Here is a 23951-nt window from a genome sequence, read left to right as displayed (position 1 = left end):
GTCTCAGTGCGGGTCCGGGCTCCGTACGACCAGGGCGTACGGGGCGTCCGGCGGCCCCGCCGGCAGGCGCAGGGGGCGGGCGCCCGGGGTGATCGAGCCCAGGACACGGGGCCCGGTCGCGCCCGTGCACGGCGGGGCGTTGCCCGGCAGGCCGTGCAGGGTGAGGTATCCGAGGACCGCGAACGCGTACGCCTCCTTCGCCGCCGCGGGCAATCCCAACTCCTCGGAGGTCCGCAGCACGCCGACGCCCAACTCCTCGCGCAGCATGCCCATGAGGGTCGGATTGCGGACGCCCCCTCCCGAGGCGAAGACCTCCCCCACCCCGAACGGTCGCAGCGCGTCGGCCACGGTCCGGGCCGTCAGCCGGGTCAGCGTGGCGATCACGTCCTGCGCCGGCAGCCGCTCGGACCCCGTCGACCGGGAACCCTCGTGGCTGCGGGAAGTCGCGTAGCCGGCGTGGAACAACTCCTTGCCCGTCGTCTTCGGCGGCGGCAGACGGTAGTAGGGTTCCGCCAACAGCCTTTCCAGCAAGCCCTCGTGTACCCGCCCGGCGGCGGCGAGCGCACCGTCCTCGTCGTACGCGAGGCGACCGGAGGTCAGTTCGCGCACCGCCGCGTCCATCAGCGCGTTGCCGGGGCCGGTGTCGAAGGCCACCGGATCACCGGCCGGCGCAGTGACCGTCACGTTCGCGATCCCGCCGATGTTCAGGGCCGCGGACACACCGGGCCGCCCCCGCAACAGCATCAGGTCGATCAGGCTGACCAGCGGGGCGCCCTGGCCACCGGCCGCGACGTCGCGCGGCCGGAATCCCGACACCACCGGACAGCCCGTCGCCTCCGCGATCCAGGCGGGCTCGCCGAGTTGGAGGGTGCCGCGCACCCGCCCGTCCGCCACCCAGTGGTACGTCGTCTGGCCGTGTGAGGCGATCAACTCCGCCCGGCCCGAGCACAGTTCACGGTCGGCTCGGACGGCCAACCGGGCGAAGGCCCGCCCGATGCCGGTGTCGAGCCGACAGACCTCTGCCAGGCTCGTGCCCGCCGGCGGCAGGGCCGCCGCGAGCGCCGCCCGCAGATCGGCCGGATACGGTTCGCCGATCATGCCCAGGGGCGTGAGGCGCAGCTCCCCGGCCTCGTCACCGTGCCCCTGTCGGAGGTCGCAGGCGGCGGCGTCGACGGCGTCGTACGAGGTGCCCGACATCAGGCCGATCACTCTCATCGCAGGGGCTCCCGATGGTCGTGGCCGCGCAGGGTCAGCAGAGCCACGCAGCTCAGGGCGCAGACGCCGGCGGCGTAGTAGGCGGGGACGGCCGTGTTCCCCGTCCGGGCGGTCAGGGCGGTGATGACCAGACCCGCACAGCCGGAGAACACGGCGTTGGCCAGCGCGTACGCCAACCCGAGCCCGGTGCAGCGCACCCGGCGCGGGAACATCTCGGCGAGCATCGCCGGCCCCGGGCCCGCCATCAGCCCGATCAACGCCCCCGCGAACAGGAGGGCCGCCACATTCGCCCCGGGCGCGGCCCCGGGCGACTGGAGGACCCGCAGGACGGGGAGGGCGAACACGACGACACCCAGCGCCCCCGCGAGCATGACCGGCCGCCGGCCGATCCGGTCGCTGAGCATCCCGGCGGGAAGGATCGACGCGGCGAAACCCAGGTTGGCGAGCACGGCGGCCGGCAGCGCCTCGCGGAAGGAGACGCCCAGCGCGGACTGGAGGTGGGACGGCAGGACCACGAGGAAGCTGTACCCGGCCGCCGACCAGCCCATCACCCGCCCGACACCGAGGACGACGGCGCGCGCCTGCTCGCCCCGACGCCGCGGCGAGGGGGCGGCGGTCCCTCTCGGGGTCCCGTCCGGGAGGGGCCCGGGGGGCTCCTCCAGCGCGGTGCGCAACCACAGCGCGACGACACCGAGCGGCAGGGCCAGCAGGAACGGCACCCGCCAGCCCCACGCGTACAGCGCGGACGGGGACAGCACCGCGGCCAGGCCGGCGGCCGTGCCGACGCCGGCGAGCAGCCCCAGAGCGACGGTGAACGACTGCCACGCGCCGTGGAAACCGCGACGCCCCACCGGGGCGGACTCCGTCATCAGGGCCACCGCTCCGCCGAACTCCCCGCCCGCGGAGATCCCTTGCAGCACCCGCAGGAACGTGAGGAGCCAGGGCGCGGCGGCCCCGACGGTGGCCTGGGTGGGCAGCAGCCCGATCAGGGTGGTGGCGAGCGCCATCAGGCCGACGACCAGGATCAGGGTGGGACGCCGTCCCAGACGGTCCCCCAGACGCCCGAAGAGGAGCGCCCCCACCGGGCGGAAGAAGAACGCGAGCGCGAAGGAGGCGTACGTCGCCATCAGCGCCGTGGCCCCGCCCGTCCCGGGCCCCGCTCCGGCACCCGTGGCCGGGGCGAAGAAGTTGGCGGCGATGACGGTGGCGAAGGCGCCGTACACGCCGAACTCGTACCACTCGACGAGATTGCCGACCGAACCGGCGAGCAGCGCGCGGCGGGCGGTGGAGCGCGGGGGCGGAGCCGGCCGCAGGTCGGTCGAGGTCACCCGTGCTGCGTGCCCGCCGGGCGCCGCCCCGACGCCTCGCCGTACAGCGGTTCAACCGATCGGCGGCGCGGCGCGGCGACCAGGCCGACCGGGAGGTCCGTGTGGCGTCCGGGGCGGCGTGAGCGGCCGTACACTCGGCCCATGGACCGCACACGCGTCACGGGGGAGCACCGGCACCGCGCCGGGTCCGCCGCGCGTGCGGTCGCCGCGAGCCGTACGGGCGTCAGCCCCCGGACCGCGGCCGAAGGGCAGGCCCCCACGGTCGGCCGCGGCGCCCTGCACGGCCACGGCTAGCGAAAGCCCCACCGGCCCCGGCCCGGCGCGTGCCCGTCCGTCGGGCAGCGTCCCGGAGCCGCCCTCCGGACCCGGCCGCCGTACCCGGCACCGGATTCCGCGGCCCGCACCGCGCATGTCGCATTCCGCACCTCGCATTCCGCGCCTCCCCGCACCTCGCGCCGGTCGCCCACCCGGGTCACGGGACCCGGGTCAGGGACCCGGGTGTGGGCGCGCACCACCGCACCTCCCGCCATCACCGCGGTTCCGACGCGCCGTCGGGGCCGCCGCCCGGCGGCGGCCGCACCCCGGCCCCCGCCGCCTTCGAAGGGACCACCGTGAAGTTGAGCGGGTTGCTGACAGGCCATGACCACCACGTCCTCCAGGGCGACACCGAGGCCACGCGGATCACCGCGGGCACCACCTTCGACGTGGACCGGGTGACACCGGGCTCGCTCTTCATCGCCGTGCCCGGCCACCACGCCGGCGGCCCCGCGGCCATCGGCGCGGCCCTGGCCCGAGGCGCCGTGGCCGTGCTCGTCGACGCCGACGGGGCGGCCGCCGCGCACCGGGGTCCGGCGGCGACGCCCGGGGTGTGCGTCGTGCGCGTGTCCGACACCCGGAAGGCGGCGGCGGTCGTCTCCTCCCGCTACTTCACCGAGCCCGGCCGGCAGATGGACATGGTGGCCGTCACCGGCACCAACGGGAAGACCTCCATCTCGTACATGGTCGAGTCGCTGCTGAGGATCGCCGAGGGCGCCGCGGTGGGAGTGATCGGGACTGCCGGCAGCCGGATCGGCGACGAGATGATCCCGATGCCCCCGTCGGTGCTGACCACACCGGAATCGCCGGACCTCCAGTACCTCCTGGGCCACATGCGGGACCGGGGCACCGGCATCGTGGTGTTGGAAGCCACCTCCATGGCCCTGCAGACGTACCGCGTGGACCGGACGTTCATCGACGTCGGTGTCTTCACCAACCTGACCCAGGACCACCTGGACGACCACGGCACCATGGCGCACTACACGGACGCCAAACTGCGCCTGTTCCAAGGCCTGTGCCGGCAGGCCGTGGTCAACGTCGACGACCCGGTGGGGGCGGGGATCCAGACGATGATGCCGGGCGCGGTCACCACGTACGCCGTCGACAACGAGGCCGACTACCGGGCCTCGGACCTGGTCGCGGACGCCTCCGGAACCCGCTTCACCCTGCGTCACGGCGGCCTCGAGTACGCGGCGGCGATCCCGGTTCCGGGTCGCTTCTCCGTGTCCAACGCGCTGGCCGCCGTGGCGGCCTGCCACGTCCTGGGGCACGACCTGGGCGGCCTGGTCGCCGCGCTCGCCCTGATGCCGGCCGTCCCCGGACGCTTCGAACGCTTCGTGACCCCCGCCGGAACCTCCGTCATCGTGGACTACGCGCACTCGCCCGACTCCCTGGACAAGGTGCTCACGGCGATCCGCGGCTTCGCCCGCGGCCGGGTCATCACCGTCTTCGGCTGCGGCGGCGACCGGGACACCACCAAGCGGGTGGAGATGGGCCGGATCGCCGGAACCCACTCCGACCTGTGCGTCCTCACCTCGGACAACCCCCGCAACGAGGACCCCGAGGCGATCCTCGACCAGATCGCCCCGGGCATCGAGTCCACCGGCACACCGTACGAGCGGTCGGCCGACCGCCGCCGGGCGATCGGCCTCGCCCTGTCCGCCGCGGGGCCGAAGGACGTCGTGCTGATCGCCGGCAAGGGCAGTGAGCCGCACCAGATCGTCGGCGAAGCACTCCTGCCCTTCAGCGACATGGCCACCGTGCGCGACCTCGCCCTCCCGGCCGGCTGACCCGTCACCGCAGGGGTTCCGCCTTCCGGGGCTTCCGCCTCCGGGGGCGGTTCGCCGGTTGGGCGGTCGGGCGGTCGGGCGGTCCGGCGATTCAGTCGGAGCGCCGGTAGTGGTCGAGGGAGACCGTCACGGGGCCCCCGTCCGTGCTCGTCGCGAGGACGTTCACCACGGCGATGTCCCGGCCGTCCCGGGCCCGCACGCAGAAGGACCGCCCGGCCCCGAGCGCGCTGAACGGGAGAGCGCTCACGGGGTGGCTCTCGATGCCCCGCACGCACGCGCCGGGATCCGGTCGGCCGCCCTCGGCGATGTACGCCTCGCTGTCCTCCGGTACGTAGAACTCGGAGGCCGTACGACCCACGAACCACGCGGCGGTGTCCTGCGGCGCGACCTTCCCGGCCCGGATGTCGAACTCGTGGTCCTGGTCCGGGGAGGTGAGTTCGGTTCCGGTGTAGGCGGGGACGTAGCCGGGCGTCGCCTTCGACGGGGTTGCCTTCGGCGGGGTCGGGGGCGGCGGAGCGTCGGCGGCGTCGGCCGTCGGTTCGTCCTCGTACGGCTCGTCGAGCAGGTACACGGCTCCACACGCACCGAGGACCAGGGCCGCCGCCACGGCCAGGACGGTACGCCCGGAGCCGTGCCCCCTCGGCGCCGCGCGCCGGCGGGACGAGGACTCGGGCCCCCGCGCGGTGATCGGCGTGGGGTCGGCGGACGGTGCGGGGCCCGCGGGTGCTGCGAGCGTGGGGTGCCGCGCGGAAGTCGGGGGAGTCGCGGGTGAGGTCTCCGTGAGGGATGGGGGCGGCGCCGAGGGGAGATCGGCGCGGCGCAGTATCTCCGTGCCGATCCGGCGGGGCAGCCAGTCGTCGGTGAACCTGAGTCGCCCACCGATCGAGGGGTGGTCGCGCACGACCTCGATCAGTTGCGCCGGCGTCGGCCGATGGACGGGGTCCTTGGCCAGGCACCGGTGGAGGAGCGGGTGGAGTTCGCCGGGCACGCCCGACAGATCGGGCTCCTCGTGCACGGTGCGGTACAGGGCGGTGGGTCCGGGCTCGTCGCCGAAGGGCGGCGTCCCCCCGATGGCGTAGACGGCCAGCGCCCCGAGCGCGAAGACGTCGGTGGCGGGGGTCACCGCCCGGCCCTGGGCCTGTTCGGGAGCCATGAAGGCCGGCGAGCCGATGACCAGGCCTGCGCTGGTGAGGGCGGTCGCGTTCGCGGGGCGAGCGATGCCGAAGTCGATCACGCGGGGGCCGTCCGCCGCGACCAGCACGTTGGCCGGCTTGAGGTCGCGGTGCACCACGCCGGCGCCGTGGATCACCTGGAGCGCCTCGGCCACGCCGGCCGTGAGCAGCAGCGCGGTGCGCAGCGGCAGGATGCCGTGCTCGTCGATGACCTGCTGGAGCGACGGGCCGGGTACGTAGGCGGTGGCCAGCCAGGGGCCGGCCGCCTCGGTGCCCGAGCCGACGACCTGCGCGGTGTAGAGGCCGTGGATGCGCCGGGCACTGGCGACCTCCTGGGCGAAACGCCGGCGGAACTCGTGGTCGGCAGCCAGCTCCGGCCGGACCACCTTGAGGGCCACCGGCCGGCCGCCGGGGGTGTGGGAGAGGTAGACGCGACCCATTCCGCCCGCGCCGAGCCGGGCGACGAGGCGGAAGCCGCCCACTTCGCGAGGGTCGTCCGGAGCGAGGGCCTGGAAGGGGCGGGTGAGGGGGAAGCCGGGATGTTCTGGTGCCATGGAGGTATCTTGACTGAAATTTCAGTCAGTGCAAGAGTGGTGCGGGAGTCGAGGCCTCCGAACGGCTCCTGGATCCGCCACGCGGTCGGTCGGACACGACGGTCCGATCGTGATCACTGATGAGATGTGGGGCGTGATCGAGCCGTTGAGGGGCTGCTACTTTAGCTGTCCATGACAGCCATACCGGGCGCCCCGCCCCGCCCGCGAAACCGTCGTCAAGACTGGGGCATCGGCCTGATCGCCGCCGCGTCCCTGATCTGGCTGTGGCTCGCCTACCAGTTGCTGTTCCCGTTCACCGTCGACACGGGCCGCGGGAGGGCCGAGGAGTGCGACTCCCGGATCTTCTACTACCAGGGGGAGTGGCGCAGGGGCCCCGACGAGTACGTCGACGCGGAGGGAAACACCTGCGCCGTCGCACGCGACCTCGCCGAACTTCTCGCCGCCCTCGTGCTCTCCATGCCGCTCGCCGTCACCGGAACGATCCTCTACACCACGGAACGACGAAGCCGCGACGGGGAAGACCGGGACGAGGCCACCCCGATCTCCAAGGGATAGCCGCCGCGCGTGAAAGGTCCGCATCCCGCGTGCCGCGGTTCGCTCTCCCCATCGCCTGACGGGCCGCCCGCCGTACGCCGTGGTCCCGCGGGGGCGGCTCGCCTCGGACACCCCGCCGAGGGCGCTGTCGGTGCCTGCCGCTAATGTCCCGTGTTTGTTCGATCAGTGAATTGACGGGGGCGGGAATGAGCGGGCAACTGAAAGACATCGCGACGGAGTTGGCCGAGGTCCTGTGGCGGGAACACACCGTCTACCGGGACCGCGCCGGCGGCGTCGTCATTCGGGGGGAGCACGTCCAGCGCTGGATCAGCCTGGCACCCAGCGCCGGGCGCGACGAGGTGCTCCTGCGGGCAGGACGGATACTCGAGGGCGGTACGACCGCCCCCGCGCGCAGCGAGGCGGTCGCCGGCCTCTCCGCCGGCACGGGGGAACTCGCCGCGGTGTGCCGCCGTCTCCTCGCGGAGACCGCGGCCGGGCCCGCGACGGCCGGATCGGCACAGCATCGCTCGGGGCGCTCGAAGCGACGGCCGCGCCCCGCGCGCAGGGGCGGGCACACCAGCCCCGCGTCCTGGCTGGTCGTGGCCGGTCTGATCGCCATCGTCGGGTTCTACATGGCACGAGCGACCGGCAGGATCTGACCCACCGACCCACCGACCCACCGGGAAGATCACGCGGACCACCCGGGACGGCCACACGGGCCCACCCGGGCCGGATCCGCGGATCCGGCCCGGGTGGGCCCGACCGGCCTCGCCGCTCAGGCGTCGCCCAGGGTGGGGTAGTCGGTGTAGCCGGACGCGCCCCCCGCGTACATCAGGCCGTGGTCCTGGAGCGGGTTGAGGGGCGCGCCCCGGCGCAGTCGCGCGACCAGGTCGGGGTTGGCGATGAAGGCGCGGCCGAGCGCGATGAGGTCCGCTCCGGCAGCGAGGAGGCGTTCGCCCTCCGCGGCGCCCCCGTCGGTGGGCAGGGGTACGCCCCAGCCGAGGAGCGGATTGGCGATCAGCGGGCCCTTCCAGTCCTCGCGGATCCGCCGGAAGACCTCGTCGTCGGGATCGGCGAACACGACGTGGACGTAGGCGAGGTCCCGTGGAAGCGCGGCGACGAGAGCGCGGTAGAGATCGGCGGTCTCGTCTCCCTCGTCGATGCCGTTGAAGATCGAGCCGGGCGCGAGGCGGATGCCGACCCGGTGGGCGCCGATCGCGCGCGTGACCGCCTCGACGGTCTCCAGGACGAAGCGGATGCGGTGGGCGACGGGCCCGCCGTAGGCGTCGGTGCGCCGGTTGGTGTTCCCGGCGAGGAACTGGTGCAGGAGATGCCCGTTGGCGGCGTGGACCTCGACCCCGGCGAACCCCGCGTCGACGCCCCTGCGGGCGGCCTCGGCGAAGTCGGCGGATGTGGAGTGGATCTCGGCGACGGTCATCTCGCGCGGAGTGACCGCGGGCCGGATGCCGGTCGGGGTGTGGATGGGCTCGGGGAGCGGCACGGGTGAGGGCGCGACGGGCGTGTGACCGCTGTTGTCGGGGTGGCCCACCCGCCCGCCGTGCTGGAGCTGGAGGAACATCCGGCCGCCGGCCCCGGTGACGGCCTCCGTCACGGCCCGCCACCCGGCGACGTGGGCGTCCGTGTGGATCGCCGTGATGTTCGGGTACGTCTGCCCGACCGCGTTCGGTGTGGACGCCTCGGCGATGATCAGCCCGGCCGAGGCGCGCTGGGCGTAGTACGTGGCCACCAGGGGCCCCGGAGTGCCGTCGGCCTCGGCGCGGTTGCGTGTCATCGGCGCCATCACCAGACGGTTCGGGAGCCGCAGGTCGCCCAGTCGGGCGGGTTCGAGGAGTCGGGAATCCCCCGGTGTGATCGTCATGGCCGTACCGTAGGAGTTGACATCAGTGTCAGGTTCAAGTCCGTGAAGATGCAGAGGAGATGGGGCATGCGGATCGGTGAACTGGCGGGGGCCACCGGAGTGAGCGAGAGGTCGCTGCGCTACTACGAGACGCAAGGGCTGCTCACTCCCGGCCGAACCCCCGGAGGCCATCGCGACTACGGGGACTGGGCGGTCGACCGAGTCATCCGCATCCAGGCGCTCTTCGCGGCCGGCCTCCACAGCAGGAAGATCGCCGAGCTGCTCCCGTGCCTGCGCGACGCGGACGGCGGCCCGTCGGGGCGCGCCACGCCGAAGCTGGTGGACGAGCTGCGCACCGAGCGGCAGCGCATCGACGGGCTGATCACCGACCTGCTCCGTACCCGGGAGGTCCTGGACGAGGCGATCGACGCGGCTTCGGGCGCGAAGGCCGAAGCGGCACCGGGCGCGGGAGCGGGCACGCAGGCCGGTACGCCTGCCGTCCGTGTGTAAGGCCGTCGGGCCGTGGCGTGGTGCCCGGGGACGGGGACGGTCCGGGGTCTAGCCTCGGCGGCCGGACGATCATGACAGGTAGGTGCGCCGTGCCCCGTTCCGCAGTTCCCGAGACCCTTCGGCGGCCGGCCGGCGCCGGCCGGCGGCTCGGATCCGTGCTCGTGTTGGCGACCCTCTGCGCGTTCGGGTTCGGCCCGGTCGCCGCGGCGACCGCCTCCGACCCCGCCGTCGGGGCCGTCCCCGCCCCGCTGTACGTCTCCGACTACGGCAACAACCGGGTCCTGAAGGCGCCGGCCGACGGCAGCGGCGGTCAGAGCACGGTCCCCACCACCGACCTGGTCCGCCCCACCGGCATGGTCGCCGACGCGGCGGGCGACCTGTACGTCTCCGACACCGGCAACAACCGGGTGGTACGCATCCCCTCCGACGGAGGGCCCCAGACCACGGTCCCGACCGACGGACTGTCCCGCCCCATCGGGCTGGCCCTGGACGACGCGGGCGACCTGTACATCGCCGACAGCTTCAACGACCGCGTCGTCAAGGTGCACGCCGACGGCAGTGGTCAGAGCACCGTCCCCACCAGCGGGTTGCTGCACCCGTGGGGCCTCGCCTTCGACGCCCAGGGCACCCTCTACGTCTCCGACTTCGTCAACGACCGCGTCGTGAGACTGGCCGCGGCCGGCGGCGGTCAGAGCACCGTCCCCACCACCGGTCTCTCCCAGCCGGCCGGGATCGTACTGGACCCCCGGGGGAACCTGTACGTGTCCGACACCGGCAACAACCGGGTGGTGCGGGTGGCGGCCGGCGGCGGCCAGAGCACGGTCCCCGCCGTCGGGCTCAACGACCCGCTGGGGCTGGCCCTCGACGCGCGCGGCAACCTCTACGTCGCGGACGCCTTCAACAACCGGGTCGTGCGCCTCGCCCCGAACGGCGGCGGCCAGAGCACCCTGCCCATCACCGGCCTGAACACCCCCACCGGCCTGGCGATCCCGCCCGCCCCGACCCGGCTGCGGACCACTGACGCCACCGCACGGCGGGAATCCGACCCCCGGGCCTTGACGGTCAAGGGCCTCTCGGGCACCCTGACCACCGCCCACGGCGCCCCCGTACCCGGTCGGACGGTGATCTTCAGCGACGCCGGGCGCGAACGCACGCTGTGCACGGCCGTCACCGACAGCCGCGGCACGGCCCGCTGCGAGGCCCGGATCCACGCGCCGGCCGGCGTGCTGGACCACCTCTACGAGAACCTGCTGCGCCGCGGCTACCTGGCACGGTTCGAGGGATCCCCGACCCACGCGCCGGCCGTCGCCCCGGGCGCCGTGCGGGCCGCCCGCCCGCACTGATCGCGTCGGTCGCATCGGCCGCGTCGAGCGGGTTCGGGGCCACGGGGGACCGGGCCGCCGCGGCGCGCGGAGGGGGCCATAGGCTGTCGGTCCGGCGGACCGGACCTCCGTACCCGCCCCCTCCTGCGGAAAGGACGACGTCATGAGCGAGAAGGCCCGCAAGCTCTTCGACGCACTCGATCTCGACAGCGACGGCGTCCTGACGCGCGTCGAGGTCATCTCGGCCCTGCGGACGAAGGGCCCCACCCTCGCCTCCACCGGTGACCTGCCCTTCTGGGGCGTCAGTGACGTCGACGCCTCGTCGGCCCTCTTCGACCGGGCCAACCTCGACGGCGACGGGGTGCTGACGTTCGAGGAGTTCGAGCGGGAGGCCGACCGCCGCTTCGGCTGGTAGCCGGGCATCGGGGCCCCCGGCACGGGCGGCCCCCGCCACCGGGAGCACGCGACACGACGGCGCCCCGCCACCGGAACTCCGGTGGCGGGGCGCCGTCGCGAACCCGGGAGGGGTCAGCGGACCCAGGGACGCCAGACGTCCTCGTTCCGCTCCACCCACTTCTTCGCCGCCTGCTGAGGCGACAACTTCTCCTCGGCGATCATCAGGGCGACCTCGTTCTGTTCCTCCACGGTCCAGTGGAACTTCTTCAGGAACCCGGCGGCCTTCCCGCCGCCGTCCGCGAACCGCGCGTTCAGGTACTTCTGCAACGGAGTGTGCGGGTAGGCGCAGGCCACCTTCTCGGGGTCGGCGTCGCAGCCCTCCTTGTACTCGGGCAGCTTCACCTCGGTCATCGGAACCCGCTCGAAGAGCCACTGGGGCTTGTACCAGTACGTCAGGAAGGGCTTCTTCTCCTTGGCGAACTGCTTGATCTGGGTGATCTGGGCGGCCTCGGAACCGGCGAAGACCACCTCCAGGTCCAGCTTCAGGTTCTTCACCAGCGCCTTGTCGTTCGTCACGTACGAGGGCGAGCCGTCCATCAGCTGACCCTTGCCGCGGCTCTCGGGCGTGCGCAGTTGGTCGGTGTACTTGCCGAGGTTCTTCCAGTCGGTGACGTCCGGGTGCTGCTTCGCGAAGTACGTCGGGACGAACCAGCCGATGTGGCCCGTGACCCCGAGGTCACCGCCGCCCACGATGGTCTTCTTGTCCTCGACGTACCGCTTCTGCTGCTCGGGGTGGCCCCAGTCCTCCAGGATCGCGTCGACCCGGCCCTGACTGAGGGCGTCCCACGCGGGCACCTCGTCCACCTGGACGGTGTCGACCCGGTAGCCCAGCTCGTGTTCGAGCAGGTAGCCGGCCACGGCCGTGTTGGCCTGCGCGCCGACCCAGGACTGCACGGACAGCGTGACCGTCTTGGAGCCCTGGGCGGCCGCGTACGGGGACGCCTGGCGGGTCATGTCGGCGGCTCCGCAGCCGGTGACGACGGCCAGGGTGCTCGCCGCGGCGAGCGCGGCGACGATCCGTCGGCGGGTACGTCTCACGGGAAGGGTTCGCGTCTCGGGCATCTCAGGCCTCCTTCGTCTTCGTCGCGGGCTGGGTGACACGGTCGAGCATCAGGCCCAGGCAGACGATCGCGGCACCCGCGACCAGTCCGGTGGCCAGGTCACCCTGGGCGAGGCCCAGGACGACGTCGTAGCCGAGGGCGCCACCGCCGACCAGACCGCCGATGATGACGACGGCGAGGACCAGGACGACGGCCTGGTTGACGGCCAGCAACAGCGCGGGCCGGGCCAGGGGAAGCTGTACCTGCCGCAACTGCTGGGAGCCGGTCGCCCCGAGGGAGCGGGCGGACTCCATCGCGGCCGGGTTGACCTCGCGCAGCCCCTGCGTGGTGATGCGGACGACGGCGGGCAGCGCGTACACGACGGCGGCGGCCGCCGCCGGGGCGCGGCCCACACCGAAGAGCGCGACGACCGGGATCAGGTACACGAACTGGGGCATCGTCTGGCACACGTCGAGCACGGGCCGCAACAGCCGCTCCGCGCGGGCGCTGCGGGCAGCGCCGACGGAGATCGCGAAGCCGAGCACCAGGGTCACCGCGACGGCGGCGAGCACCTGCGAGAGCGTGTCCAGCGCGGGTTCCCACACACCGAGGACGCCGATGGCGGCCAGGGCGAGCACGGCGGTCAGCGCGGTGCGCCGGGTACCGACCAGGACGCCGATCGCGCCGACCAGCAGCAGGAGCAGCCACCACGGGGCGGCCTGGAGTCCGGAGCGCAGCGGGTCCAGGAGCCAGCCGGTGAAACGGGCCGCCCAGTCGGCGGTGCCGCCGACGACGGGAACCCCGGAGTAGAGGTGGTCGGTCATCCAGGCCACGGCCCGGTTGACGGGGTCCGCCAGGGACACGGTCCAGGAGCCGGGCCACTGCGAGGTGCCCAGCATCCGTCCGGCCACCGCCACCGCGACGACCGCGAGGAGGCAGAGCAGACGCCCGTACCAGCCCGCGAAGACGCGCCGCAGGAAGTGCTGCTCGGCGGCCCGGGGCGGGTTGGTGCCGAGCCGGGCACCCGCCGCGTCGGCCGTGCGGTCGAGGACGACGGCCAGCAGCACGATCGGGATGCCCGCGGCGAGCGCCGCGCCGACGTCGACGGAGGCGAGGGCCTGGTAGACCCGGTCGCCGAGGCCGCCCGCACCGATCACGGAGGCGATGACGGCCATGGACAGGCCCATCATGATGGCCTGGTTGACGCCGAGCAGGATCTGCCGGCGCGCCAGCGGAAGGCGCGCGGTCAGCAGCCGCTGGCGGCCGGTCGCGCCGAGCGAGGCGGCGGCCTCCATGACCCCGGCGTCGGCGTCGCGCAGACCGAGCGCGGTCAGGCGCGCCATGGGCGGGGCGGCGTAGACGACGGTGGCGAGCACGGCGGCGGGCACCCCGATGCCGAAGACCAGCACCATCGGAAGCAGGTACGCGAACGCGGGCAGGATCTGCATGGTGTCGAGCACGGGGCGCAGGACGCGCTCGGTGCGCGGCGACAGCCCGGCGGCCAGGCCGAGCAGCCCGCCGACGACGACGGACGCGGCGACCGCCACGACCATCAGGGCCAGGGTCTGCATGGTGGGGATCCACATGCCGAGCAGGCCGCAGACCGCGAAGGCGGCCATCGACGTCAGGGCGAGCCGGGCACCGGCGAGACGCCAGGCGACGAGCCCGGCCAGCGCGGTGACTCCGGTCCAACCGGCGGCGAGCAGGACCACGTACACGGCACGGACGGACACCACGACCACGTTGCTGACGTGCCCGAAGAAGTAGAGGAACAGCGGGTGGCTGTCACGGTGGTCGATGATCCAGTCGCCGGCCCGGCCGAGCGGACCCGACAGGTCCACGGCCAGGGCGCCGGGCCAACTGCCCGCGCCGGGGAACAGGACCCCGAGCGCGATCACCGCGGCCGCGGCGACGGCGAGGGGCAGGACCCGGCGACCGACACGGAAGGGGAACCGGGACCCGGGTCGACGGGGCGAGGAGCCGTCGCGGGAGGGGGACGAACCGCCGGTGGGCGGCGTGGTGTCCCTCGGCGCGGGCGACGAGGCGGGCTCGCGCACGGGCGTCGTGGTGGAGGTCATCGCCACCACCGCCGGGGCGCGGGGACGTTGCGGGCGGCGCTCGTTCTCATGCGGCCACCTCACCGATCCGGGGGGCGGGTATCCCGGCGACGACGGCGAGCAGCGCCGCGTCGTCGACCACGCCGAGACAGCGGCCCTGGTCGACGACCCGCGCGGGGCCGCCGCTGCGGGCCACGGCCTCGATGGCGTCGACGACGGTGGTGGTCGGGTTCAGCGCCGGGCCGTGCTCGGCCTCGGCGGCGGACGCGGGACGCATGGCGCTGCGCACGGTGAGCACCTGCTCGCGCGGCACGTCGCGGACGAAGTCCCGCACGTAGTCGTCGGCGGGGGAACCGACGATCTCCTCGGGCGTGCCGAGCTGCACGATCTCACCGTCGCGCATGAGGGCGATCCGGTCACCGAGGCGCAGGGCCTCGGACAGGTCGTGGGTGATGAAGACCATCGTGCGGCCCTCCTCGTGGTGCAGGCGGGCCACCTCTTCCTGCATCTCCCGGCGGATCAGCGGGTCCAGGGCGCTGAACGGTTCGTCGAACAGCAGGACCTCGGGGTCGGCGGCGAGGGCGCGGGCGAGGCCGACGCGCTGCTGCTGGCCACCGGACAGCTCGCCGGGGCGGCGCTCCTCCAGGCCTTCGAGCCCGACCTTGGCGGTCATCTCGGCGGCCTTGGCGCGCCGTTCGGCGCGGCCCATCCCCTGGATCTCCAGGCCGTAGGCGACGTTGTCCAGCACCGAACGGTGGGGGAGCAGGCCGAAGTGCTGGAAGACCATGGCGGCGCGGTGCCGGCGCAGCTCCCGCAGCCTGGCCCGGTCCATGGCCAGCACGTCCTCGCCGTCGATGGAGAGGGAGCCCGCGGTGGGCTCGATCAGGCGGGTCAGACAGCGGACGAGCGTGGACTTGCCGGAGCCGGACAGGCCCATGACCACGAAGGCCTCGCCCCTGCGGACGTCGAAGCTGACATCACGGACGGCGGCGGTGCAGCCGGTGCGTTCGCGCAGCTCGGCGGGGGACAGGCCGGCGTGGGCGGATCCGGGCACCTTGGCCGCCGCGGCGCGGGGGCCGAAGACCTTCCAGAGGCCGTCGACGGCGAACACCGGCGGTCGGGTGTCGGGGGTCGATCCGTTGGAGCTCTCGTCGGTGGTGTGCGTTTTCGGGTTCATCGCGTGGCGCCTCCCAGCAGCTCGGCGGCTTTCTCGCCGACCATGAGCACTCCGATCATCGGATTGACCGCGGGCATCGTCGGGAAGACCGACGCGTCCGCGATCCGGATCCCGTCCAGGCCCCGGACCCTCAGGTCCGGGCCCACGACGGCCCCGGGGTCGTCCGCCGCCCCCATGCGGCAGGTGCCCGCGGGGTGGTAGACGGTGTGGGCGACGGAGCGTGCGTACGCGCTGAGCTCCTCGTCACCGGTGATGTCCGGGCCGGGGCACACCTCGCGCTTGAGCCATCCGGCCAGCGGTTCCGTCGCCGCGATCTCGCGGGCGATCTTGATGCCGTCGACCAGGGTGCGGGCGTCGTAGTCCTCGTCGTCCGTGAAGTACCGGAAGTCCAGGGCGGGCTTCACCTCGGGGTCCGCGCTGGTCAGGTACAGCCGGCCGCGGCTGCGCGGCTTCGGGATGTTAGGGGTCAACGACACTCCGTGCGCGGGGCGTTCGTAGCCGATGCGCTCCGGGTTGTCGGTGAAGGGGACCTGGTAGAAGTGGAACATCAGGTCCGGACCCGCGGACGCGGGATCGCGCCGCACGAACAGGCCGGCGTCGCTGTCCATCGCCGAGTTCTCGGGGATCGGACCGTCCGTCTCCCACACGATCACCGACTCCGGGTGGTCCAGGAGGTTCTCGCCGACACCGGGGAGGTCGTGGACCGGGGGAATGCCGAGCGCCTCCAGTTCCTCGCGCGGGCCGATGCCGGAGTGCAGCAGCAGCCGGGGGGTGTCGACCGCGCCCGCGCACACCACGACCTCGCGGCGGGCCCGCAGCAGCGACCGGGTGCCGTCCTGGGACCGTACGTGGACCCCGCGCGCCCGGGTGCCCTCCAGCTCCAGCCGGTACGCCCAGGTCTCCAGCAGCAGGGTCAGGTTCTCCCGCACGTCCATGATCGGGTGCAGGTAGGCCACCGAGGCGGAGGAACGCTTGTTGGTCTCCGGGTGGTAGGCGAGGTCGAAGAACCCGGCGCCCTCGTGGAACGGCTTCGCGTTGAAGCCCTCGACGCGGGGGACGCCCAGCGCGTGCTCGGCCGCGTCCACGAAGTCGCGGGCGATGGCGTTCCGGTCGGCCTCGCCGACGGGGACGATGTTGTTCAGCAGCCGGTCGAAGTACGGGTCCATGGCGGCGGAGTGCCAGCCCTCGGCGCCCGCGTCCGACCACTCGTCCCAGTCGGACGGCAGCGGCTTGAACGCGATCAGGGTGTTGTGCGAGGAGCAGCCGCCGAGGACGCGGGCGCGGCTGTGTCTGATGTGCGAGTTGCCGCGCGGCTGCTCGGTGGTGGGGTAGTCGTAGTCGAGGTCCCCGCCGAGCAGGCCCATCCAGCGGCGCAGGGTGAGGACGTCCGGACGGTCGACGTCGCTCGGCCCGCCCTCGATGACGGCGACCGTGACGTTCGGGTCCTGCGTCAGCCGGGCGGCGATCACCGAGCCGGCGGTGCCGCCGCCGACGATGACGTAGTCGTACTCCTGAATGGTTTCCTCGGCGACGTTCTGGCCGAGGTCCGTGTGCGTCGTCATGAAGATGCTCCCTTTCAGCCCGCGAACCAGCGCACGGGGCGCGGCGCCAGGTTCTGGTAGACGTGCTTCGTCTCGCGGTACTCGGCGAGACCCGACGGTCCGAGCTCGCGCCCGACACCGGACTTCCCGAAACCGCCCCACTCCGCCTGCGGGAGGTAGGGGTGGAAGTCGTTGATCCATACGGTGCCGTGGCGCAGTCGGCCCGCCACCCGGCGGGCGCGGCCCTGGTCGGAGGTCCACACGGCGCCCGCGAGCCCGTACTCGGTGTCGTTGGCCAGGGCCACGGCCTCGTCCTCGGTGCGGAACGTCTCCACGGTCAGGACCGGACCGAAGACCTCCTCGCGCACGACGCGCATCCCGCGGTCGCAGTGGTCCAGCACGGTCGGACGGTAGAAGTTGCCCGGACCCTCGGGGCGTTCGCCGCCGGCGCGCAGCACGGCGCCCTCGGCGAGGGCGGAGGCGACGAACGACTCGGTCCGTTCCCGCTGCGCGGCGGAGACCATCGGGCCGCACTCGACGCCCGCGTCGGTGCCGCGACCGAGGCGGATCTTCTCGGCGCGACGGGCGAGTTCGGCGACGAAGCGGTCCCGCACCGACTCCTCGATGATCAGCCGCGATCCGGCCGAACAGACCTGGCCACTGTGGATGAAGGCGGCGTTCAGGGCCTGGTCGACGGCGGTGTCGAAGCCGTCGGTGGTGGCGCAGGCGTCCGCGAAGACGACGTTGGGGTTCTTGCCACCGAGTTCGAGGGCGACCTTCTTGACGGTGTCGGCCGCGGCGTGCGCGACCTTCGTGCCGCTGGCGAGTCCGCCGGTGAACGACACGAGGTCGACGTCGGGGTGGGCCGAGAGGCGGGCGCCGACGGGGTCCCCGGCGCCGGTCACCAGGTTGGCGACGCCTGCCGGCAGCCCGGCCTCGACCAGCAGTTCGACGAGGACGACGGTGCTCAGCGGGGTGAGCTCGCTGGGCTTGATCACGAAGGTGTTGCCCGCGGCCAGCGCCGGGGCCACCTTCCAGCTCGCCTGGAGCAGCGGATAGTTCCACGGCGTGATCAGGGCGCACACCCCGACCGGCTCGTGCACGACCACGCTGTGGATGTCGGCGGAGCCGGCGTCCACGACCCGGCCGCCGCCCTCTCCGATGACGAGGTCGGCGAAGTAGCGGAAGGCGGCGCTGACGCAGTCCACGTCCACGCGACCCTCTTCCAGGGTCTTGCCGGCGTCCAGGCTCTCCAGGAGCGCGATCCGCTCCCGGTCGCGCTGGAGGAGGTCGGCGGTGCGGCGCAGCACCTCGGCGCGCTCGGCCACCGGGGTCTGCGGCCACTCGCCGCCGTCGAAGGCGGCGCGGGCGGCGCTGACGGCCGCGTCGGCGTCGGCGGCGCTGCCCTCGGCGACCACCGCGAGCACGGTGCCGTCGGCGGGATCCAGGATCTCCCTCGTGGCGCCCGTCGACGCGGACCGCCACTTTCCGGCTGTGTGAATGCTCAGTTGCTCCGACACGACGCGCTGTACCTCCGATTTCCGCACCGCGGCGGACCCGCGGTGATGGTGCAGTGGGGCCCGCCTTCCCCCGGGAGGCGAGGTCATGTCCCCTGCGTCACGGGAAGTGACCGGTGTCACGTCGGGAGCACCCGTTTCCGGCTCCCGGGAAACACCGACAAAGGCGGCGTAACCTGGTCGAACCGCCGTATCCGCGCGTGAATCCTGGAGGCGGCGCATGACCGATCCGTTCGGCTTCCTCAGGACGCCCCGCAGCCCCGTCCCGGCGCGCCCCGCGGACGAACGGCTCGGCGACTGGCGCGAGGTCCACTCCGGGCAGGCGCTGCTGCCCCTGGTGTCCGAGCAGGCGAACCGGTGCATGGACTGCGGGATCCCGTTCTGCCACGCCGGCTGCCCGCTCGGGAACCTGATCCCCGAGTGGAACGCGTACGCCGCCCACGGCGCCTGGAGGGCCGCCTCCGACCGGTTGCACGCGACGAACAACTTCCCCGAGTTCACCGGCCGGCTCTGCCCGGCCCCCTGCGAGGACGCCTGCGTCCTGACGATCAACGCCGACGCGGTGACCATCAAGAACGTCGAGCAGACCATCGCCGACCAGGCGTGGGCGCACGCCTACACCGTCCCGGCGCCGCCCGGCCGGCTCAGCGGCAAGACCGTCGCGGTCATAGGGTCCGGCCCCGCCGGCCTCGCCGCCGCCCAGCAGCTCACCCGCGCCGGACACACCGTCGTCGTCCACGAGCGGGCCGACCGGATCGGCGGACTCCTCCGCTACGGCATCCCGGCGTTCAAGATGGAGAAATCGCACCTGGACCGCCGCGTCGAACAGATGCGGGCCGAGGGCACCGTCTTCCGTACGGACAGCGACATCGGCGGTCGGGTCGACGGGGCCGACCTCCGCAGGCGGTACGACGCCGTCGTCGTCGCGGTCGGCGCCATGGAGCGCAGGGAGCTGACCGTACCGGGTCGGGAGCTGCGCGGCATCCACCAGGCCATGGACTACCTGACCGGCGCGAACAGGGTCGTCGAGGGCGACATCGCGGAACCCGAGGTCACCGCCGCGGGACGGCACGTGGTGATCGTCGGGGGCGGGGACACCGGCTCCGACTGCCTCGGCACGGCCCTGCGCCAGCGCGCCCTGTCGGTGGTCCAGCTCGACATCAACCCCGAGCCCGGCCCCACCCGGCCCGACACCCAGCCCTGGCCCGTGTACCCGAAGGTCTACCGGATCTCCCACGCCCACGAGGAGGCACGCGGACGCCACGGCGCCGATCCCCGGGCCTTCTCCTGCGCCACCCTGCACTTCGAAGGCGACGCGACCGGCCGGGTACGGGCCCTGCGCCTGACCGGGGTGGAACCCGCGCGACGCGGCGCCCTGCCCGGCACCGAGCGGGTGATCGAGGCCGGGCTGGTGCTGCTGGCGCTCGGCTTCTCGGGGCCCGAGAAGGCCTGTGGTCTGGGCGAGCAGCTCGGTCTCCTCCGGGACGAGCGGGGAAACTTCGCGCGGGACGACGACTTCGCGGCGCTCGGCGGCCCCTCCCGGCCGACGGACGGGGTGTTCGTGGCGGGCGACGCCGGGCGCGGGCAGTCCCTCGTGGTGTGGGCGATCGCGGAGGGCCGCTCGGTCGCCGCCGCGGTCGACCGCTACCTGACGGGCGGCACCGCCCTCCAGGCCCCGGTCCGCGCGCGGGACCGGCCGCTGCTGACATGAGCCGGGGCGCGCCGCGCACGCGTGTGGCGCGCCGCGCACGCATGGGGTGTGCACGCATGTGTGCTGTGCACGCATGCACATCAATGCCCGTCCGACGGACAGACATAGTGGTATGACCACGCAGCGAACAGATCAGTTCGATTCGGACCGTATCGGGACCCGACCCCGCGCCGAGGTCGAGGAGCGCCACGACGCGCTGGAGGCCGACAGCCTCGGACCGCACGGGGCGACCCAGCTCTCCAAGGGCGCCCTGACCGGCTACCAGTGGGCCCTGGGCCGGGGCGACGGCGCCCCGGTCACGGGCGCCGTGGCCGAGAGCACGCCCGACATGGACCTGCTGACGGCCGAGGTGGACGCCGCCACGGTGCAACTGGAGGCGGGCCCGCTGAGGACCCTCCCGCTCGACTACACCCAGGGGGTGCACGACGCCCTGGCGTGGGTGTGCGGCCACACCGAGGTCTCTCCCTGACGGACCGGACCGGTTGAAGACCGACACGATCAGTGCTCCGAGGCCCCGAACTCGGCGTGCTGCGTCCTGAGCGCGAAGTCCGGTTCCCCGGTCGGTTCGGCAGGCGGCAGACACACCCGCCGCGCCTCCGCGCGCGCCTCGATCAGGAGTTCCTCGAACGCCTCGTCCGTCATGGTCCTCACCGTCCCGGTCCGGCCTCCGGCCTCGTGGTCGGTACGCCGTACCCACTGATGATTCGTCGCCGGTCGCGGCCGGGTTTGGCGCCGCGCGGAACGACGCGCTGTGGGCCGGCCACCAGGTGGCGGCGCGCTCCGCCCGCTTTCGAGTGACGTCGGCGCTTCGTGCCGCGTCATCGGCTCCGGCGTGCCCGACGATCGCAGGCGGCCGGGATGCCCGGCCACGGTCCGCCGAGGCGGCTGGTCGCGGGGAGACGGTGTGCACATCCTGCTGGTGGCGAGCGCGTTCAACAGCCTGACCCAGCGCGTCCACGCGGAGCTGCGGGACCACGGTCACCGTGTCGCCGTCGAGCTGGCCGCGCCCGGCGTCCCCCTCGCCGACGCGGTGCGCCGCCACCGACCCGACCTGATCGTCGCGCCGATGCTGACGACGGCCCTGCCCCGGGAGGTCTGGGCGGCCCACACCTGCCTGATCGTGCACCCGGGACCCGTCGGGGACCGGGGCCCCTCCTCGCTGGACCGGGCGATCCTCGACCGGGCCGACCGGTGGGGCGTCACCGTCCTCCAGGCCACCGGCGAGATGGACGCCGGCGACGTCTGGGCGTTCGCCGACTGCCCCCTGCCCGAGGTGGCCAAGAGCGACCTCTACCGGGGCGAGATCGCGGACGCCGCCCTGCGGGCGGTGCTGACCGCGGTGGAACGCTTCGCCTCCGGTACGTACGCCCCGCGGCCCCAGACCACCCACCACACCCGGCCCTACCTGGGCCAGGAGGACCGCCGGATCGACTGGGAGACGGATCCGACCGAGCGGGTCCTGCGCACGCTCCGCGCGGCCGACTCCCGGCCCGGCGTACTCGACGACCTGCTCGGCGGCGCCTGGTACCTGCACGGCGGCCGCCCCGAGCACGAGCTGCGCGGCCGACCCGGCGAACTGCTGGCCACCCGTGACGGTGCCGTCTGCCGGGCGACGACCGACGGCGCCGTCTGGATCCCCGAACTCCGGGCCCGACGCCGGCCCGGGCAGCCCGCTCCGGTCAAACTGCCCGCCACCCTGGCCCTCGCCGACCGACTGCCGCCCCTGCCCGAACTGCCCGCCGCACCCGCGTCCGACCTGCCGGACGGATCGCACGGCGCCGGCGCCCCGGGCGGCATCGGATACCGCGAGGAGGGCCGGGTCGGCTTCCTGTCGTTCTCCTTCCCCGGCGGCGCCATGGCCACCGACCACTGCCGCCGCCTGCTGCACGCCTACCGCGCCGCGTGCTCGCGCCCCACGTCCGTGCTGGTGCTCGGCGGCGGACGGGACTTCTTCTCCAACGGGATCCACCTCGGCGTCATCGAGGCGGCCGACGACCCCGCCGCCGAGTCCTGGGCGAACATCCAGGCCATGGACGACCTCGTGGAGGCCGTCCTGACCACCACCGACCGCCTCGTCGTGGCCGCACTCGGCGGGAACGCCGCCGCCGGAGGGGCCATGCTGGCCCTCGCCGCCGACGAGGTCTGGTGCCGCACCGGAGTCGTGCTGAACCCGCACTACCGGCTGATGGGCCTGTACGGATCCGAGTACTGGACGTACACCCTGCCCCGCCGTGTGGGCGCCGCCGTCGCGCAGCGGCTCACCACCGACGCCCTGCCGCTGAGCGCAGCCGCCGCCGAGGGCCTCGGCCTGATCGACCGCACGGTGCCCTGCGCCCCCGACGCGTTCGCCGCCGAGACGGCCCGCCTCGCGGGACTGTTGGCGGACTCGCCCGCCACCTCGTCCCGGATCGCGGAGAAGAAGGCGGCCCGCGACCGCGACGAGGCCGTCAGACCGCTCGCCGCCCACCGGGAGGCGGAACTGACCCGGATGCGGGCCACGTTCCTCGACCCGGACGCCCCCCACCACGCACTGCGCAGGGCCTTCGTACGCAAGGAACCCGCGATCGGGACCCCGCCGCACCTCGCCCACCCGGCGTCAAGCCGGCGCGGCGACGTCACCGCAATGGCCGCGCATGACAGCCCACCCGCATCGGAGCCCTGTTACCAAGAAGGGTGAGGGCGTCGGCCCACCCGCGGACGCCACCCCCACCTCCCCGCATACCTCCCCAAGGAGGCATCCTCATGGATGCAGCAACGCCGACCACGGTAGAGGACCCCCCGATCCACATCCTCTGGATCAACGCGGGGCTGAGCTGCGACGGCGACTCGGTGTCCCTGACGGCAGCGATGCAGCCCAGCATCGAAGAGATCGTGATGGGCGTGCTGCCCGGTCTGCCGAAGATCGCCGTGCACTGGCCCCTCATCGACTTCGAGTGCGGACCCGTCGGCGGCGCCGACACCTTCATCGAGTGGTTCTTCAAGGGCGAGCGCGGTGAGATCGACCCCTTCGTGCTGGTCGTCGAGGGGTCCATCCCGAACGAGAAGATCAAGCCCGAGGGCTACTGGTGCGGCTTCGGCGACGATCCGCTGACCGGCCAGCCCATCACCACCAGCGAGTGGCTGGACCGGCTGGCCCCCAAGGCCCTCGCCGTGGTGGCCATCGGCACGTGCGCCACGTACGGCGGCATCCACGCGATGGAGGGCAACCCGACCGGCGCCATGGGCGTGCCCGACTACCTCGGCTGGGACTGGAAGTCCAAGGCGGGGATCCCCATCGTGTGCGTCCCGGGCTGCCCCATCCAGCCGGACAACTTCTCCGAGACCCTCACCTACCTGCTGTACCAGGCGGCCGGCTCGGCCCCGATGATCCCGCTCGACGACAAGCTACGCCCCACCTGGCTGTTCGGCGCCACCGTCCACGAGGGCTGCGACCGGGCCGGCTACTACGAGCAGGGCCAGTTCGCGGAGACCTACGACTCCCCGAAGTGCCTGGTCAAGCTGGGGTGTTGGGGTCCCGTGGTCAAGTGCAACGTGCCCAAGCGCGGCTGGATGAACGGCATCGGCGGCTGCCCCAACGTCGGTGGCATCTGCATCGCCTGCACCATGCCGGGCTTCCCGGACAAGTTCATGCCCTTCATGGACGAGCCCCCCGGCGGCAAGGTGTCCGCCACCGCCAGCGGGATCTACGGCGCGGTGATCCGAAAGCTCCGCGCGGTGACGGCGCACACCGTCGACCAGGAACCGAAGTGGCGCAACCCGGGGGAGCGGCTGACCACCGGCTACCGGCCGCCGTGGTGACCCCTCCCCGCGCACTCCACCCGTAAGCCGCGGGTCCGAACCCCGCGAGAGCACTC

The 23951-nt window shown here is 73.4% G+C and carries 21 protein-coding genes; 11 read left to right on the top strand and 10 right to left on the bottom strand.

The window, feature by feature from the left end; genetic code table 11:
• Positions 1-3 precede the first annotated feature (3 nt).
• Positions 4-1215, bottom strand: coding sequence for an anhydro-N-acetylmuramic acid kinase (locus ACFYW3_RS22445; protein ID WP_389387080.1), 1212 nt, complete (start codon positions 1213-1215; stop codon positions 4-6).
• Entirely contained in the window at positions 1212-2543 is a 1332-nt protein-coding gene (locus ACFYW3_RS22440; RefSeq protein WP_389387079.1) for an MFS transporter, read from the bottom strand. Before ACFYW3_RS22440 ends, ACFYW3_RS22445 begins: the two co-directional genes overlap by 4 nt.
• Positions 2544-2684: 141 nt before the next feature.
• Here ACFYW3_RS22440 and ACFYW3_RS22435 point away from each other — a divergent pair, with 141 nt between their 5' ends.
• Positions 2685-2837, top strand: a complete 153-nt coding sequence (locus ACFYW3_RS22435) for a hypothetical protein (protein ID WP_389387078.1) — start codon at positions 2685-2687, stop codon at positions 2835-2837.
• A gap of 317 nt (positions 2838-3154) precedes the next feature.
• Entirely contained in the window at positions 3155-4648 is a 1494-nt protein-coding gene (locus ACFYW3_RS22430) for a UDP-N-acetylmuramoyl-L-alanyl-D-glutamate--2,6-diaminopimelate ligase (protein ID WP_389387183.1), read from the top strand.
• A 91-nt stretch (positions 4649-4739) separates the two neighbouring features.
• Here the strand turns inward: ACFYW3_RS22430 and ACFYW3_RS22425 are convergent, their stop codons facing one another.
• Positions 4740-6374: a serine/threonine-protein kinase gene (locus ACFYW3_RS22425; RefSeq protein WP_351763555.1), complete on the bottom strand. Its 1635-nt coding sequence runs from the start codon at positions 6372-6374 to the stop codon at positions 4740-4742.
• Between the two features lie 171 nt (positions 6375-6545).
• Here ACFYW3_RS22425 and ACFYW3_RS22420 point away from each other — a divergent pair, with 171 nt between their 5' ends.
• Positions 6546-6929: a hypothetical protein gene (locus ACFYW3_RS22420; protein ID WP_389387077.1), complete on the top strand. Its 384-nt coding sequence runs from the start codon at positions 6546-6548 to the stop codon at positions 6927-6929.
• Positions 6930-7114: 185 nt separating this feature from the next.
• A complete protein-coding gene (locus ACFYW3_RS22415; RefSeq protein WP_351763551.1) occupies positions 7115-7567 on the top strand; it encodes a hypothetical protein in 453 nt (150 codons plus the stop codon).
• A gap of 116 nt (positions 7568-7683) precedes the next feature.
• Here ACFYW3_RS22415 and ACFYW3_RS22410 read toward each other — a convergent pair whose 3' ends face one another.
• Entirely contained in the window at positions 7684-8787 is a 1104-nt protein-coding gene (locus ACFYW3_RS22410) for an alkene reductase (protein WP_389387076.1), read from the bottom strand.
• Positions 8788-8853: 66 nt separating this feature from the next.
• Here ACFYW3_RS22410 and ACFYW3_RS22405 point away from each other — a divergent pair, with 66 nt between their 5' ends.
• The 3 genes from ACFYW3_RS22405 (at position 8854) to ACFYW3_RS22395 (ending at position 11013) form a co-directional block, all read left to right on the top strand.
• Positions 8854-9276 (top strand): MerR family transcriptional regulator, encoded by a 423-nt coding sequence (locus tag ACFYW3_RS22405; protein ID WP_389387075.1) that lies wholly within the window; start codon positions 8854-8856, stop codon positions 9274-9276.
• 89 nt (positions 9277-9365) lie between these two features.
• Positions 9366-10619, top strand: coding sequence for a hypothetical protein (locus ACFYW3_RS22400; RefSeq protein ID WP_389387074.1), 1254 nt, complete (start codon positions 9366-9368; stop codon positions 10617-10619).
• Between the two features lie 142 nt (positions 10620-10761).
• Positions 10762-11013 (top strand): EF-hand domain-containing protein, encoded by a 252-nt coding sequence (locus ACFYW3_RS22395; RefSeq protein ID WP_351763543.1) that lies wholly within the window; start codon positions 10762-10764, stop codon positions 11011-11013.
• A 113-nt stretch (positions 11014-11126) separates the two neighbouring features.
• Here the strand turns inward: ACFYW3_RS22395 and ACFYW3_RS22390 are convergent, their stop codons facing one another.
• Genes ACFYW3_RS22390 through ACFYW3_RS22370 form a run of 5 tightly spaced genes read right to left on the bottom strand, consistent with a single transcriptional unit; the run spans position 11127 to position 18389 of the window.
• The gene (locus ACFYW3_RS22390) at positions 11127-12116 is read right to left on the bottom strand and encodes an ABC transporter substrate-binding protein (protein WP_389387073.1); all 990 of its coding nucleotides are present in this window, start codon (positions 12114-12116) and stop codon (positions 11127-11129) included.
• 1 nt (position 12117) lies between these two features.
• A complete protein-coding gene (locus ACFYW3_RS22385) occupies positions 12118-14172 on the bottom strand; it encodes an ABC transporter permease subunit (RefSeq protein ID WP_351758489.1) in 2055 nt (684 codons plus the stop codon).
• 46 nt (positions 14173-14218) lie between these two features.
• A complete protein-coding gene (locus ACFYW3_RS22380; RefSeq protein WP_351758487.1) occupies positions 14219-15328 on the bottom strand; it encodes a glycine betaine/L-proline ABC transporter ATP-binding protein in 1110 nt (369 codons plus the stop codon).
• Positions 15325-16890: a GMC oxidoreductase gene (locus tag ACFYW3_RS22375; RefSeq protein WP_351758485.1), complete on the bottom strand. Its 1566-nt coding sequence runs from the start codon at positions 16888-16890 to the stop codon at positions 15325-15327. The genes ACFYW3_RS22380 and ACFYW3_RS22375 overlap by 4 nt, the downstream gene beginning before the upstream one ends.
• Before the next feature lie 14 nt (positions 16891-16904).
• Positions 16905-18389 (bottom strand): aldehyde dehydrogenase family protein, encoded by a 1485-nt coding sequence (locus ACFYW3_RS22370; RefSeq protein ID WP_351758482.1) that lies wholly within the window; start codon positions 18387-18389, stop codon positions 16905-16907.
• Positions 18390-18606: 217 nt separating this feature from the next.
• On the opposite strand from ACFYW3_RS22370, the gene ACFYW3_RS22365 reads away from it, so the two are divergent.
• Positions 18607-20097, top strand: a complete 1491-nt coding sequence (locus ACFYW3_RS22365) for a glutamate synthase subunit beta (RefSeq protein WP_351758480.1) — start codon at positions 18607-18609, stop codon at positions 20095-20097.
• Between the two features lie 112 nt (positions 20098-20209).
• Positions 20210-20566, top strand: a complete 357-nt coding sequence (locus ACFYW3_RS22360; protein WP_351758477.1) for a hypothetical protein — start codon at positions 20210-20212, stop codon at positions 20564-20566.
• 29 nt (positions 20567-20595) lie between these two features.
• Here the strand turns inward: ACFYW3_RS22360 and ACFYW3_RS22355 are convergent, their stop codons facing one another.
• Entirely contained in the window at positions 20596-20739 is a 144-nt protein-coding gene (locus tag ACFYW3_RS22355) for a hypothetical protein (protein WP_266952998.1), read from the bottom strand.
• 262 nt (positions 20740-21001) lie between these two features.
• Between ACFYW3_RS22355 and ACFYW3_RS22350 the strand changes: the two genes are divergently transcribed.
• Positions 21002-22774 (top strand): enoyl-CoA hydratase-related protein, encoded by a 1773-nt coding sequence (locus tag ACFYW3_RS22350; RefSeq protein ID WP_389387072.1) that lies wholly within the window; start codon positions 21002-21004, stop codon positions 22772-22774.
• Between the two features lie 65 nt (positions 22775-22839).
• Positions 22840-23895: a hydrogenase expression protein HypE gene (locus ACFYW3_RS22345; protein WP_266953002.1), complete on the top strand. Its 1056-nt coding sequence runs from the start codon at positions 22840-22842 to the stop codon at positions 23893-23895.
• The last annotated feature ends 56 nt before the right edge of the window (positions 23896-23951 follow it).

This window comes from Streptomyces sp. NPDC002602 (assembly GCF_042889445.1).
GTDB lineage: Bacteria > Actinomycetota > Actinomycetes > Streptomycetales > Streptomycetaceae > Streptomyces.
The sequence above is the reverse complement of the archived record's forward strand: the minus strand, read 5'-3'. Positions and strand labels throughout refer to the sequence as shown.